Raw genomic sequence first — 12,910 nt, forward strand, 5'->3', positions numbered from 1 at the left:
CGCCCTTCGGAAAGGAAAAGCGAAATGTACAGTTTCGAGTTTGAAAAACCCTCGACCATAGCCGATGCGGTTGCCGCGTTGGCGGCCGAGGATGCACAAGCGTTGGGAGGAGGGCAGACCCTTATCCCGACGCTGAAACAGCGACTGGCGGCGCCGTCATCCCTGGTATCCCTGAGCGGAATTGCCGAGATGAAGGGTGTTTGCATTGAAGACGATGGCTCGGTTGCGATCGGTGGGGCGACGACTCATGCCTCGGTGGCGCGTGATGCGGCGGGGTCGTACCCGGCACTGGCGGCGCTGGCTGGTCAGATCGGCGATCCGGCAGTGCGCAACCGCGGTACAATTGGCGGGTCGGTGGCAAACAATGATCCTGCAGCCTGTTATCCTGCGGGTGTTCTGGGATCAGGTGCGACCATCGTTACCAATACACGCCAGATTGCGGCAGATGACTTTTTTCAGGGCATGTTCACCACTGCGCTGGATGAGGGTGAAATCATTACGTCTGTCCGCTTTCCGGTACCACAGGCGGCGAGTTACCAGAAGTTTCTGCAACCGGCGTCGCGTTTTGCGTTGGTGGGTGTGTTTCTTGCCCGTTTCGCTGACGGTGTTCGGGTTGCCGTAACCGGGGCCAGCGAAGATGGCGTGTTTCGATGGGGTGAGGCTGAGCAGGCCCTGAACAAGGAGTTCCGGCCGGATGCGTTGATGGATCTGAGGGTCAATCCCGCGAACATGATTGGGGACTTGCATGGCAGCAAGGAGTATCGCGCACATCTGGTCAACGTGATGACCAGACGGGCTGTCGAAGCGACGATGTAAACAGCGCTATGAACAGGTGCAACCCCCGGATTTACCGGGGGTTGATCTTTTGACGCACTCTGGGCGGCTTTGAAGGGCGCCAGTACGCGCCGGTTTCCTCACGAGCCTTCTGATATTCTTCCACGCGAATTCGTGCGGCGTCGCCGCCGGCGTCAAAGAGATGACCAAGCAAGCATTCCAGAACGGCCATTGCGCCCGAAAAGCTTGAGAAGTGGTGCAGGGATCGGGTGCTGACTGCCAGTACAACGTCGGGTTTGACGCCCGGGGCGATGACGTCACTGTCCGACAAAAGTATGATCTTCATTCCCATGTCGCGGGCATACCGCATGGCCTGAATCGTGTCCGCTGAATAAGGCTGGACCGTGATTGCGAACAGACAATCCTGCGTGTCCCCTTCGATCAGATCATCAATCGCGGAGCCCATTTGCCGAGGGATAAGCTGCATTCCGGGTTGTGCCATGCGTCCGGCGTAGCAAAAATACGAGGCCAGTGCATGGCTGGCCCGTGTGGCCGTCACAAAGCAACGCTTTGCATTGGATATGATATCCGTGGCCATCTGCATTTTCTTGGGGTCTATCTGCCGCAACGAGCGGGTGACGACGTTCAACTCATTCCGAGCGAATTGGGATTGAGCCGTAGCGAATTGCCCTTCTTGTCTGAGGCTGGACAGCCAGTCCTGTCCCAGCTGTTCCTCTCGGTCTGTGGCCAGAGCGTGCCGAAATGGCTGACGAAAGGCGTCAAACCCGTCAAAGCCCAGCCTCTGTGCCAATCGGACCAGAACGTTGGAACTGACGCCGATCTTTTGGGCGGTAACTCGAACCGGGTCGATACCGAAATCTGCCGGATGATCGATAATGTATTTTGCGGCTGCCTGAAGCTGTGTCGGCAGGTCATCGATGGTGCGGCGAAGGCGGCTGGTCAGTTGGGTTGGAGATTCCGGCATGTTCCTAGAAAAACATATGTTATGAAAAAGGCAAGTTGAAAACACGCGGTCGGCAAGTAAATGGGGTGCAGGAATGCGGCTGGGGTTGGAGCAGGGAATGCAACGTCCGGAAAATGAATCATTCAGACCTTACGTAATGGTCGCGCCCAATGGCGCGCGGCGTAGTCACATTGATCATCCGAAGCTGCCTGTTTCGCTGGATGAAATATTGGCGACGGCCCAATCGTGTTTTGATGCCGGTGCACAGGGGCTGCATTTGCATGTCCGTGACGACCAAGGTGCCCATTCTTTGGATGCTGGGCGATACCGAGAAGCGATTGCCGAGTTGAGCCGCACTGTGCCGGAGATGGACATTCAGATCACAACCGAGGCCGCGGGCGTTTTTGATGTCGCGGCGCAGTTTGAATGTGTGAAGCAGGTCAACCCTGGCTGGGCTTCGATTTCCGTCCGTGAAACTGCCCGCGCGCCGGAGCTTGCGGCACGGCTTTATGGACTTTGTGCGGAACAGGGTACACGGGTTCAGCACATCCTTTATGATGCAGAAGATACTGCTTTGCTGGATCAGTGGCGGGACAAAGGGATTGTGCGACAAGAGCAGGCGGATCGCCTGCTGGTTCTGGGCCGCTACACAACAGGTGGAGAATCGACACCTGAAGATATTGATGGTTTCCCGCAAAATCCGGCGCCGTGGATGATCTGCGCCTTTGGGAAACAGGAACATATGTGCCTTGCCGAAGCCGCAAAGCGAGGCGGTGATGTGCGGGTTGGTTTCGAAAACAGCCTGACCGACGCACAAGGTCGAACATGGACAGACAATGCGGCATCGGTAGCAGCGCTGGTCGCAAAAATTGAGAGGATTTTGATATGAGCCATGTATTTCCACGTCACACCAAGGCCGAACTGCCGGTCGCAGCAGGCGGTGACGGATGTTACCTGATTGACGCTGACGGGCGGCGCTATCTGGATTGCGGGGATGCGGCGGTTTCCTGTCTGGGGCACTCCAACCCGGCCGTGATCAAGGCGGTACAGGAACAGGTTGAAAAGATCGCCTTTGCCCATACAGGCTTCATGACCTCGGAACCGGCAGAGGAATTGGCGGATTTGCTGATCGAACACGCGCCGGGTGATCTGGACCGGGTGTACTTCGTTTCCGGGGGGTCTGAGGCCACCGAAGCCGCGATCAAGCTGGCGCGCCAGTATTATCTTGAAATCGGTCAGCCCGAACGCCGGCATGTGATCGCAAGGCGGCAGAGCTATCACGGCAACACTCTGGGTGCGTTGTCGGCAGGTGGAAACGCGTGGCGGCGGGCGCAGTTCGCGCCGATGCTGATCGAGATGACCCATATCGCGCCCTGTTTCGAATACGCTGAAAAACCCGATGGTGAGAGTAGCTTTGACTATGGTCAGCGCGTCGCCAATGAGTTGGAAACCGAGATTCTACGGCTTGGTCCCGATACCGTGATGGCTTTCATGGCAGAGCCGGTTGTTGGCGCGACATTGGGTGCAGTTCCTGCGGTTGAGGGGTATTTTAAACGCATTCGTGAGATCTGCGACAAGTATGGCGTGTTGTTGATTCTGGACGAAGTGATGTGTGGCATGGGCCGGACTGGGCATCTGTTTGCCTGCAACCATGATGGGGTGGCGCCGGACATCCTGTGCATCGCCAAGGGTCTGGGCGCGGGGTATCAGCCGATTGGTGCGATGCTGTGTTCCGGTGCAATTTATGATGCGATCCGGGATGGGTCCGGTTTCTTCCAGCACGGACACACCTATATCGGGCACCCGGTTGCGACGGCTGCTGCCTTGGCTGTTGTAAGGGAGCTGACTAACCGCGATTTGCCGACCCGAGCTGGCGTGATGGGTGAAAAGCTGCAATCAGCGCTTGAGGCTGCGTTTGGACAGCATCCGAATATTGGCGATATCCGCGGCCGGGGGTTGTTCCGCGGGGTGGAACTGGTGGCCGATCGGGAAAGCCGCACGCCTTTTGACCCTGCGCTGGGTGTCGCGGGAAAGATCAAGAAGGCCGCTTTGGCCGAAGGGCTGATCTGTTACCCAATGTCCGGAACGCGCGACGGTAGGAAAGGTGACCACGTCCTGCTGGCACCACCCTTTATCATCGAGGACGAGCAGATTGATGAACTGGTCGCAAAACTAAGCAAAGCCATCCAGGTTTCGCTGCCGGCCTGATCAAGTCAGAGAATTCTCAGAGGGCCGTGCCTTCCATGGCCCTCTGGTAATGCGCATTGAACGCCATGATCGGGTGTTCTGATTGCGATGAACACGCGTCATCGACCACCAGTGCCCCAAATCCGATCGCGCCACTTTCCAACCCTTTCTGAACCGAATCCACAATCGGGCCATCTTCGGCAAAGGTGGTGTTGCGGTGTTGCAGGATGATCTCTTGTTCAACGGCGTTCGGTTCGGATTCGGGCAGCCACCAGTCAACTTCGATCTTGGTTTTGTTCACACTGACCGGGGTCCAGCGATAGGTGTTCACGATCCCACCGGGGTAAACTTGCAGGGCAAAAAGAGGAAAGAACCACCAGGTCAGGAACTTGTCCGTGCGCGCTTCGGGGTCGGCGACATAGCTGTAGGATTTCTGACTGTCCGGACGGGCCGGGCTTGCCTGGCGAATGCCGTAATCATGGCCGCGCGTCCGGTACTGGTCCGGATCGACCACACCAGTTGTCAGAGTCTTGTGAACCACAGCGCAGTGATAGCATTCGTTGAAATTCTCGGCGACGACTTTCCAGTTCGCGCTGGCCAACCGTTCCGTCCGGTCCGCTCGTTTATAGTTGGGAAGGTTGGGCGCGTATTCAGCGATTTCGCCAAACGCGCTTTCGGCCAGTTCGGCCATTGGCCGGGCGTCCGGGTCCAGGTTCAGCAGAATGAGTCCGAAGAACAGTTCAACCTGAACCGGGCGCAGCTTGTACCGGTTTTTGTCGAAGCCCGGAAACGCGGTGGCATTCGGCGCGGCGCGCAACTGTCCGGTCGTGTCATAGGTCCATGCGTGATAGGGGCACGTCATCTTTTTGGTGCAACCCTTGCCATTCAGCAATTCATGGCCGCGATGAACGCAAACATTGTAAAAAGCGCGGATATCGCCGTCCTGGCCCCGAATCACGATCACTGAGACGCCGCTGATGTCTTCGACAACATAGTCACCGAAGTTGGGGATGTCGGTTAAATGGCCTACCAAATGCCAGGACCGCCTGAATATCCGGGTGCGTTCCTGGGAAAAAACGGCCTCATCGCAATAGGCCTGCGTCGGCAGCGATTGATAAACGCCGCCCGCGAATGACATTTAACCCATCGTTACCTCCCCTTTATCCGGCACCTCACGCTTAACCGCATTGCGATTCCGCGCATTCCAGTTTTCGCCAGCGCGCGGTCGAAATCAGATCGCCTGAAATCGACCTATTGTCGCTTTCCAGCCTTAAAGATTTGCGGACGGGGACAGGTGTGTACAAATCGCGAGGATTGAATTTTCGGTGAACAAAAAACCCTGCCAGAGCAACTCTGACAGGGTTTGAAATTGGTTGCTTGCAGAACTTATTTCTGCGGAAGCGGGCCGATCATCATGATCATCTGACGGCCTTCCATCTTCGGCATGTTCTCGACCTTGCCGATTTCCTTGATGTCTTCGGCAACACGCTCCAACAGCTCGCGACCCAGGTTTTGGTGCGCCATCTCACGGCCACGGAAGCGCAGGGTGACTTTGACCTTGTCGCCCTTTTCCAGAAACTTGACGACGTTCTTCATCTTGACGTCGTAATCATGCGTGTCGGTGTTGGGCCGGAACTTGACCTCTTTCACCTCGATGATTTTCTGCTTCTTGCGGGCTTCGCTTTCGCGTTTCTGCTGTTCGTACTTGAACTTGCCGAAATCCATGATTTTGCAAACCGGAGGATTGGCATTGGGCGAGATCTCGACCAGATCAAGTCCGGCATCAGCGGCCATCTGCATAGCTTTGGCGGGATGAACCACCCCTACGTTATCACCGTCAGCGCCGATCAGGCGGATTTCAGGGGCACGGATCTTTTCATTGACGCGCGGTCCGGTGTCTCTCTGCGGCGGCGCGTTGTGGGGTCTGCGGGCTATGGGTTCATTCCTTTGATGATTGCAGAATTTCGAGACCGGAATTTAGACCGGTGCGAAAGGCGTTTCAAGCAGCATAAAGGCCGGAAAACACGAAAAACCCGCCTTTGTTGGCGGGATTGAGCTGGCCGGGTTGTCAATTACCCGGCCAGCTCCAAAGATCAGCCGACAAAGGCTTTTTCGATGACGAATTCCTTGGGGTCGGAATTTGCGCCTTCGCGCAGTCCAAACTCTTCCAGAATTTCCTTGATATCGAGGTTGAAAGCCAGGCTGCCGCAAACCATCGCGCGGTCGGTTTCGGGTTTGATTCCGCCATCGATGCCCAGATCGGCAAATACGGTGCCGTCTTTCAGCAGGTTGGTGATGCGGCCCATCTTGGGGCTCTCTTCCCGGGTGGTGGTCGGGTAGTAGCGGATCTTGTCTGCAAAACCTTCGCCGATCAGTTCTGCCAGCAGTTCGTCCTGGCGGATGCTTTCGATCAGCTGGCGGCCGTACTCCAGTTCAGCCACTTCACGGCAGGTGTGCGTGATGATGACCTCATCATAATCCTCATAGGTCTGCGGCTCGCGCAGCAGCGAAGCGAAGGGCGCGAAACCAGTGCCGGTGGCAAAGAACCACAGGCGTTTGCCGGGCAGCAGCGCGTCGTGCACCAGGGTACCAACGGGCTTGGGGCGAAGGATGATCTGGTCGCCGGGTTTGATGTGTTGCAGCTTCGAGGTCAGCGGACCGTCCTGCACCTTGATCGAGTAGAACTCGAGTTCCTCGTCCCACGAAGGCGAGGCGATGGAATAGGCGCGCAGCAGCGGCTTTCCGTTATCGCCCAACAACCCGATCATCACGAATTCGCCCGAACGGAACCGCAGCGAGGCAGGGCGCGACACCTTGAAAGAAAACAGGCTGTCGGTCCAGTGTTTCACGTCAATTACAGTTTGCGCGTCCGGCAGGACGGGGGCCTTTACGGCAGTTACTTCGCTCACGGGCTTCATCTCTGTCATCGTTTACCTGCCGGTCTGCTAAACCGACATCTCCGTTTAATCGTTGATCCAAGTCAGGAAAAGGGGACAGATTGCCCCCTTTCTGTCACAAGCTGGCGATGTGCGGCCTTAACCGCGCAGGCGGGCCTGATAGTTGTTCTCATTCCAGTTGGCGCGGGCAAGCCACTGATCTTCGGGCTGACGGGTGGCAAGGCCATCATCAATCTCGACCTCGTCAAAGCCACTGCGCCGCGCCATCGCGTATTGGTCTGCCAGAACGTGCCCCTTGGCGCGCAGACGCCCGGTATAGCCTTTCAGGCGCAGGGTGCGGGCGATGGTAAAGCCGCGGCCATCTGCGAAGGACGGGAAATCGACCCGCACCAGTTCGGCTCGGCCAAGACGATCGTAGAGTTCATCCGGGTCAGTGTCTGAACTTACATCCAGGGCAACCACGTCATTGGCGGCATCATCCAGCGAAACAAAGCCGTCGGTCCAATCATCGGGGGAAAACCCCTGATCCGTTACGATTACATTCATTGCTTTTCTCCAACACGCACCATCTTGCCGTCGACAAAATGGATGCCGCATTCTTCCTTGTTCTGATCGCGCCAGCGTCCGGCGCGGGGGTCTTCGCCCTCTTTGACCGGCGAGGTGCAGGGCGCACAGCCGATCGAAGGATATCCTTTTGCCACCAGCGGATGCCGGGGCAGGCGGTTTTCGTCCATGTAGGCGCGCACATCTTCAGGTGCCCAATGCGCCAGCGGGTTGACCTTGATCCGGCCTGTTCCGTCCTCGACCTCGAAAAAGTCGAGCGCGGCGCGGGTGCCGGCCTGAAACCGTTTGCGCCCGGTGATCCAGCCGCAATAGCCCATAAGAGCCTTTTGCAGCGGGAATGTCTTGCGCAGGTTGCAGCACGCATCCGTGTCGCGCAGGCGCAAGGCGCCATAGGGGTCATCGCGCAGGATGTCTTCATCGTCCGCCCTGACGATCCGAACGTTTCTCAGTCCAAGACGCTCGCTGACCTCCTGCTGATATTCCAGCGTTTCGGTGAAAAGCATCTGAGTGTCGATGAACAGGACAGGCGTTGCCTTGTCGACAACAGCCGCCATGTGCAGCAACACCACCGATTCCGCCCCAAAGCTTGACACAAGGGCAAGCTCATCGATCTCTTCAATCGCGCCATGCATCACGTCGTGTGCACTGTGGTGGCGGAATCGGGCGTTGAGGTCCTCGACCCGTTCAGTCAGTTCACTTCGGTCTTTACCCAGTTCCGTCTGGATCAGGTCAAGCGGCATTGGCCTGTGCCTCGGGGTAAAGCGCCGCCTTGAACGGCGCCATGCCAACGCGGCGGTATGTTTCCAGGAACGTCTCCTCTGCGCTTTCACGCTGGTTCAAGTAGGTTTCAACGATGCGTTCCACGGCGGGGACGATCTCATCGTAAGCAAAGCCCGGACCAGTTCGATCGCCGATGGCCGCGCTTTCGGTGGCATCACCGCCCAGAGTGATCTGGTAGTTTTCGACGCCGGCACGATCCAAACCCAGGATGCCAATGTGGCCCACGTGGTGGTGACCACAAGCGTTGATGCAGCCCGAGATCTTGATCTTCAGGTGGCCGATATCATGCTCGAGCTTCAACTCGTCGAAGCGGGTTGCAATCTCTTGCGCAACCGGGATGGAACGAGCAGTCGCCAGCGCACAGTAGTCCATGCCGGGGCAGGCGATGATGTCGCTGATCAGGCCGATATTGGCGGTTGCCAGTTCGTATTCCTTCAGCTTCGCATGGATCGCAGGCAGGTCCGATTTATGGACATGCGGCAGGATCACGTTCTGCTCATGGCTGATGCGCAACTCGTCATAGGCGAACTCTTCGGCCAGATCGGCCATGACCCGCATCTGTTCGGCCGTTGCATCGCCCGGTGTCTGGCCTTGTTTCTTGATCGAGATCGTGACGATGGCGTGGTCCGCGTTCTTGTGCGGCGCGATGTTCGTATCGATCCACGAGCGGAAAACCGGATCGTTGGTGTAGGCGGATTCAAACGACGCAACCGAACCCTCTCGGAAGGCAGGGGCAGCGAAGTGGGTCTTGATTTCGTCCAGCAGCGACATGTCGGCGCCTTTGAACTGGGGGCGGACCTTCAGGAACCGCTCGTTCACCTTGGCGCGGATCGCGTCGATGCCATGCTCGTGCACGGTGATCTTGATGCGGGCCTTGTATTTGTTGTCGCGGCGGCCGATCTGGTTCCACACGGAAACGGTGGCTTCGAGATAAGCCAGCAAGTCGTCAAAGGCGACGAATTTGGACAGTTCCTTGCCAATCATCGGGGTACGGCCCAGGCCACCACCCACGATAACGCGGGCACCCAGAACGCCGTCACGCTCAACCAGTTGCAGGCCGATGTCATGCGCCTTGATCACGGCGCGGTCGTTTTCCGAGCCAGTGATAGCGATCTTGAACTTACGCGGCATGAATTGGAATTCCGGATGATCTGTCGACCACTGGCGCAGCAGTTCGGCATAGGGGCGCGGGTCGGCGACCTCATCCGCGGCGGCACCGGCGAAATGGTCGGCGGTCACGTTGCGGATGGTGTTGCCCGAGGTCTGGATGGCGTGCATGCCAACCTCGGCCAGCGCGTCCAGCATGTCCGGCACGTCGTTCAGTTTCGGCCAGTTGTACTGGATGTTCTGACGGGTGGTGAAATGGCCATAGCCCTTGTCCCACTTTTCGGCCAGTAGGGCCAGCTGACGCATCTGAGCGCTGTTCAGCGTCCCGTAAGGGATCGCTACGCGCAGCATGTAGGCGTGCAGTTGCAGATACAGGCCGTTCATCAGGCGCAGAGGTTTGAATTCGTCTTCGGTGAGCGAGCCGTCGATGCGACGCTCGACCTGCGCGCGGAACTGCGCGTTGCGTTCTGCCAAAAATGCTGTGTCGAACTCGGAGTAGCGATACATGATTAGCTGTCCTTAGTTGCAGCCCCGAACCATGGGGCCTTGTAGGGGAGAGTGAGGGGCCAGAGGTCAGGCCCGGGGCTGCGGGGAAGTTTCCTGTTTGCCGTGGGCATAGTTGGACGGACCAGTCCGGCGGAAGTCTTCCCGAAAATGAGTGGGCTCGGGGCCGCGTTCGCCGGCGACCGCGTCGGCCAGATAGGCGCCAACGATCGTATTCGCCTGACGTGCGGCATCCAGCAGACGCACCTGCGCGTGAGCTTCGTCAGTAATCAGTTCAGCCTCGGACAGATCGCGTGACCAGCGATCGTCTTCGGTCAGGTAAATGACGTCTCCTTCCAGCAGGTCGTTGGCTGTAACCACTTTGGGTGTAAAAGCGCGGGCCATCAGGCAAGCTCCTTGTTGAATTCGGTCAGGGCCTCGGCTGCACGGCGCGGTGCAAGGCCATAAAAGGTCAGTGCGGGGCCGTCCATTGCGGCGGCATGCAGATCGGCGTGCAATTGGTCCAGCGTCGTGGACAGCACCCTTTGGCCTGGGCGCGAAGCGTTTTCGACGATGGTGACAGGGGTTGCGCGGTCAGCACCGTGCATGATCAGACGGCCCTGAATGAAACGGGCGGATTTCTTGCCCATATAGATCGCAGCCACGGAACCGGGACGCGCCAGTGCATTCCAGTCGTGGTCGGCAAAACCCTTCATGTCGTGACCCGTCAGGTACCGCACCGAGGAATTGCGACCGCGGCGCGTCAGGCTTTGACCGATGCCAGCAACAGCCGCAGAGGCGGCAGTGATGCCGGGAATAATCTGCCAGGAAACACCCGCAGCCTCGACCGCTTCGATTTCTTCGTCCAGACGCCCGAATACAGTGGGGTCCCCCGACTTCAGACGGACCACACGCTGACCCTTCAGTGCGTGGTCCACCAACAATTCGTCGATGTCTTCCTGTTTCCATGAGGGTCCGAAGCCGGCCTTGCCAACATCAACCAGTTCAGCGGTCTTGCCGGCCAACGCCAGAATTTCGAGGCTGATCAGGCGGTCATGCAGAACGATATCCGCACGCTCAAACGCGTTCAGCGCCTTAAGCGTCAGCAATTCCGGATCACCCGGACCTGCGCCGACGAAATCGACGTGCCCTGTATCCGTATATGTGTGCGATTGCCGCATCTGAGGATCTCGACCTGTGTTTGACTTGACCCTCAATATAGGAAATATTCCCGGATTAATGCCATATAGGCGAGCAAATAAGAACATACGTTCCAATCAGGCTGAGCTTTGGGACGCGGGTTCCGGAAATGGAAGGAAATTGGAATGTCGGTGCGGATTGATGATACGGATCGGAAAATTCTGGTCGAGCTGCAACGCGACGCCAGCCAGTCACTGGATGAAATCGCTGCAAGGGTTGGCAGTTCCAAGACACCGGTCTGGAACCGAATCCGAAAACTCAAAAGCGCAGGGGTCATTGGTCAACAGACAGTGTTGCTGGATGCCGAGGCACTGGGGTTCGAAGCGACGTTCTTTGTTCTGATCCGGACTTCAGAACATGAGGCCGAGTGGCAGCGAAAGTTCTTAAAGGCGCTGCGGGACCGTCCAGAAGTGCAGGAGGCGCACCGCCTTGCGGGGGACATCGATTACATCCTCAAGGTGCGCGTCAGAAATGCCCGCGCCTATGACGATTTTTATCAGACCCTGATCTCGGAAGTGCGGGTGCACAACGTCACGGCTCTTTTGTCGATGGAAGAGATCAAATCGACGACGATGCTGCCGCTGGGTGCGCTGGTTGTTGGTTAACGAAGTGGGGGGGCGCTGCCCCCGCCGCGCTGGAACGCGTCTCCCCCGGGATATTTGGGGCCAGATGAATAAAGGATCCGATTTCATCTGGCTATAAATATTCCCGCCGGAGGCATAGCGCATTATGCGCTATTCAGTCGGCGTGTGCTGGAACTCAGACGTGAACAAGAAGCCTAGTAAGCCCATGAAAGTGATAGCTGTTCGAATATTCCGGCTGTGCCGACAGTCGTAGTTCTGGCGCCCGCTGAAACAACACCTGCAGTGCGATGCGCATCTCGAGACGGGCCAGCGGGGCGCCGACGCAAAAGTGCAGGCCGCCGCCGAAACTGGTGTTTGTGACAATGGGCCGGGTTGGATCGAAGGTGTTCGGTGCATTCCAGACCGCGGGGTCGCGGTTTGCGGCACCCAGCAACAGCGCAACCTCATCGCCACGGCTGAAGCGGTGATCAAAGATCTCCACATCCTCATAGGCATAACGCGTGAACATGTGCAGTGGGGGATCATATCGCAGAATTTCTTCAACGGCGGCATCGTTATCGTCGGGCGCAAGTGGACGGAATCCGGTTTGCAACAGGGTTTTCACCCCGTTCCCCAGGGAGTGAACCGTGGCCTCGTGCCCGGCGTTCAGCAACAGGATGCAAGTGGCAACCAGTTCGTCGCGGGACAGTTTTTCTCCGTCCTCTTCGGCCGCAATCAGGCGCGTGATCAGATCGTCGCGGGGATCGCTGCGGCGCTGTTCGATATAGCGGGTCAGAAAATCGGTAAATTCCTGTGCGGCCCTGGCCGCGTTGTCCTCGGTCTGGTGATTCCGGCTGGCCTGATACATCGCGACCATGTCATGCGACCATCGCAGCAACTGTGGTGACATGTCCTCGGAGACGCCCAGAAGTCGGCAGATCGTAATGACCGGTACCTGAGTGCAATAGGCGTACAGAAGGTCGAACTCTGTCGCGGGGAACCGGTCCATCAGGGTGTGGCAAAGCTGCTCGATCGAAGGCGCCAGGGACGCGATTGAACGTGTGGTGAAGGCGCGCATGACGAGGGCGCGCAGCCGCGTGTGCCGTGGAGGTTCAGCTTCAAGCAAGGAATGCGCTTCGACATTCAACCACGGCGCCAGATGGGCTGGCCCGGGTTCTTGCAATTCTGCCGGAACCTCTCGGCCAAACCTCCGATCCTTCAGCAGGGCCTGCACAGCGCGATAAGAAACAGCGGCCACTTTGTTGTAGTCGCCCCAATACACAAGGTCGCCGTACTGGCGCGCCTCGTCATAGAATGGGTAGGGGTTCTGCACGAAGCCGGGCTCGACCGGCGATTGAAAAATCGTCTTCATGCGGCGCAGACTTGCCATG

The 12,910-nt window shown here is 57.9% G+C and carries 14 protein-coding genes; 4 read left to right on the forward strand and 10 right to left on the reverse strand.

The genetic code is table 11. The features are described 5' to 3' along the window. Nucleotides 1-24 precede the first annotated feature (24 nt). Nucleotides 25-816: an FAD binding domain-containing protein gene (locus tag ACR3EQ_RS03785; protein ID WP_170616769.1), complete on the forward strand. Its 792-nt coding sequence runs from the start codon at nucleotides 25-27 to the stop codon at nucleotides 814-816. A 31-nt stretch (nucleotides 817-847) separates the two neighbouring features. Here the strand turns inward: ACR3EQ_RS03785 and ACR3EQ_RS03790 are convergent, their stop codons facing one another. Then, nucleotides 848-1,759, reverse strand: a complete 912-nt coding sequence (locus ACR3EQ_RS03790) for a MurR/RpiR family transcriptional regulator (RefSeq protein WP_170816530.1) — start codon at nucleotides 1,757-1,759, stop codon at nucleotides 848-850. 97 nt (nucleotides 1,760-1,856) lie between these two features. Here ACR3EQ_RS03790 and ACR3EQ_RS03795 point away from each other — a divergent pair, with 97 nt between their 5' ends. Together ACR3EQ_RS03795 and ACR3EQ_RS03800 are read left to right on the forward strand one after the other, a co-directional pair. Beyond that, a complete protein-coding gene (locus ACR3EQ_RS03795) occupies nucleotides 1,857-2,627 on the forward strand; it encodes a beta-keto acid cleavage family enzyme (RefSeq protein WP_480440236.1) in 771 nt (256 codons plus the stop codon). Next, complete coding sequence (locus ACR3EQ_RS03800) at nucleotides 2,624-3,946, forward strand: aspartate aminotransferase family protein (protein ID WP_170616773.1); 1,323 nt, start codon at nucleotides 2,624-2,626, stop codon at nucleotides 3,944-3,946. Before ACR3EQ_RS03795 ends, ACR3EQ_RS03800 begins: the two co-directional genes overlap by 4 nt. 16 nt (nucleotides 3,947-3,962) lie before the next feature. On the opposite strand, the gene ACR3EQ_RS03805 is transcribed toward ACR3EQ_RS03800, so the two are convergent. The 8 genes from ACR3EQ_RS03805 to cobA all read right to left on the reverse strand — a co-directional run bounded on the left by ACR3EQ_RS03805 (nucleotide 3,963) and on the right by cobA (nucleotide 10,937). After that, the gene (locus ACR3EQ_RS03805; RefSeq protein WP_480489763.1) at nucleotides 3,963-5,063 is read right to left on the reverse strand and encodes an aromatic ring-hydroxylating oxygenase subunit alpha; all 1,101 of its coding nucleotides are present in this window, start codon (nucleotides 5,061-5,063) and stop codon (nucleotides 3,963-3,965) included. A 248-nt stretch (nucleotides 5,064-5,311) separates the two neighbouring features. Then, complete coding sequence (gene infC / locus ACR3EQ_RS03810; protein WP_480440513.1) at nucleotides 5,312-5,902, reverse strand: translation initiation factor IF-3; 591 nt, start codon at nucleotides 5,900-5,902, stop codon at nucleotides 5,312-5,314. 116 nt (nucleotides 5,903-6,018) lie between these two features. Continuing rightward, nucleotides 6,019-6,852, reverse strand: coding sequence for a ferredoxin--NADP reductase (locus tag ACR3EQ_RS03815; RefSeq protein WP_170616777.1), 834 nt, complete (start codon nucleotides 6,850-6,852; stop codon nucleotides 6,019-6,021). A gap of 108 nt (nucleotides 6,853-6,960) precedes the next feature. After that, complete coding sequence (locus ACR3EQ_RS03820; RefSeq protein ID WP_170616778.1) at nucleotides 6,961-7,368, reverse strand: DUF934 domain-containing protein; 408 nt, start codon at nucleotides 7,366-7,368, stop codon at nucleotides 6,961-6,963. Next, the gene (locus tag ACR3EQ_RS03825) at nucleotides 7,365-8,126 is read right to left on the reverse strand and encodes a phosphoadenylyl-sulfate reductase (RefSeq protein ID WP_170616781.1); all 762 of its coding nucleotides are present in this window, start codon (nucleotides 8,124-8,126) and stop codon (nucleotides 7,365-7,367) included. The genes ACR3EQ_RS03820 and ACR3EQ_RS03825 overlap by 4 nt, the downstream gene beginning before the upstream one ends. Beyond that, nucleotides 8,116-9,780, reverse strand: a complete 1,665-nt coding sequence (locus ACR3EQ_RS03830) for a nitrite/sulfite reductase (RefSeq protein WP_480489764.1) — start codon at nucleotides 9,778-9,780, stop codon at nucleotides 8,116-8,118. The genes ACR3EQ_RS03825 and ACR3EQ_RS03830 overlap by 11 nt, the downstream gene beginning before the upstream one ends. 66 nt (nucleotides 9,781-9,846) lie before the next feature. Continuing rightward, complete coding sequence (locus ACR3EQ_RS03835) at nucleotides 9,847-10,161, reverse strand: DUF2849 domain-containing protein (RefSeq protein WP_170806260.1); 315 nt, start codon at nucleotides 10,159-10,161, stop codon at nucleotides 9,847-9,849. After that, the gene (cobA, locus tag ACR3EQ_RS03840; protein WP_480489766.1) at nucleotides 10,161-10,937 is read right to left on the reverse strand and encodes a uroporphyrinogen-III C-methyltransferase; all 777 of its coding nucleotides are present in this window, start codon (nucleotides 10,935-10,937) and stop codon (nucleotides 10,161-10,163) included. The genes ACR3EQ_RS03835 and cobA overlap by 1 nt, the downstream gene beginning before the upstream one ends. A gap of 144 nt (nucleotides 10,938-11,081) precedes the next feature. On the opposite strand from cobA, the gene ACR3EQ_RS03845 reads away from it, so the two are divergent. Beyond that, complete coding sequence (locus ACR3EQ_RS03845; protein ID WP_170616790.1) at nucleotides 11,082-11,561, forward strand: Lrp/AsnC family transcriptional regulator; 480 nt, start codon at nucleotides 11,082-11,084, stop codon at nucleotides 11,559-11,561. A gap of 154 nt (nucleotides 11,562-11,715) precedes the next feature. On the opposite strand, the gene ACR3EQ_RS03850 is transcribed toward ACR3EQ_RS03845, so the two are convergent. Then, nucleotides 11,716-12,891, reverse strand: a complete 1,176-nt coding sequence (locus ACR3EQ_RS03850) for a cytochrome P450 (protein WP_480491739.1) — start codon at nucleotides 12,889-12,891, stop codon at nucleotides 11,716-11,718. Nucleotides 12,892-12,910: the final 19 nt, after the last annotated feature.

The sequence above is a fragment of the Ruegeria sp. AN11 genome (assembly GCF_056536005.1).

Bases quoted from the DNA above. Each gene is read 5' to 3' on its own strand.
- ACR3EQ_RS03785 (WP_170616769.1), top strand. From the start codon at position 25: ATGTACAGTTTCGAGTTTGAAAAACCCTCGACCATAGCCGATGCGGTT.
- ACR3EQ_RS03790 (WP_170816530.1), bottom strand. From the start codon at position 1,759: ATGCCGGAATCTCCAACCCAACTGACCAGCCGCCTTCGCCGCACCATC.
- ACR3EQ_RS03795 (WP_480440236.1), top strand. From the start codon at position 1,857: ATGCAACGTCCGGAAAATGAATCATTCAGACCTTACGTAATGGTCGCG.
- ACR3EQ_RS03800 (WP_170616773.1), top strand. From the start codon at position 2,624: ATGAGCCATGTATTTCCACGTCACACCAAGGCCGAACTGCCGGTCGCA.
- ACR3EQ_RS03805 (WP_480489763.1), bottom strand. From the start codon at position 5,063: ATGTCATTCGCGGGCGGCGTTTATCAATCGCTGCCGACGCAGGCCTAT.
- ACR3EQ_RS03815 (WP_170616777.1), bottom strand. From the start codon at position 6,852: ATGACAGAGATGAAGCCCGTGAGCGAAGTAACTGCCGTAAAGGCCCCC.
- ACR3EQ_RS03820 (WP_170616778.1), bottom strand. From the start codon at position 7,368: ATGAATGTAATCGTAACGGATCAGGGGTTTTCCCCCGATGATTGGACC.
- ACR3EQ_RS03825 (WP_170616781.1), bottom strand. From the start codon at position 8,126: ATGCCGCTTGACCTGATCCAGACGGAACTGGGTAAAGACCGAAGTGAA.
- ACR3EQ_RS03830 (WP_480489764.1), bottom strand. From the start codon at position 9,780: ATGTATCGCTACTCCGAGTTCGACACAGCATTTTTGGCAGAACGCAAC.
- ACR3EQ_RS03835 (WP_170806260.1), bottom strand. From the start codon at position 10,161: ATGGCCCGCGCTTTTACACCCAAAGTGGTTACAGCCAACGACCTGCTG.
- cobA (WP_480489766.1), bottom strand. From the start codon at position 10,937: ATGCGGCAATCGCACACATATACGGATACAGGGCACGTCGATTTCGTC.
- ACR3EQ_RS03845 (WP_170616790.1), top strand. From the start codon at position 11,082: ATGTCGGTGCGGATTGATGATACGGATCGGAAAATTCTGGTCGAGCTG.
- ACR3EQ_RS03850 (WP_480491739.1), bottom strand. From the start codon at position 12,891: ATGAAGACGATTTTTCAATCGCCGGTCGAGCCCGGCTTCGTGCAGAAC.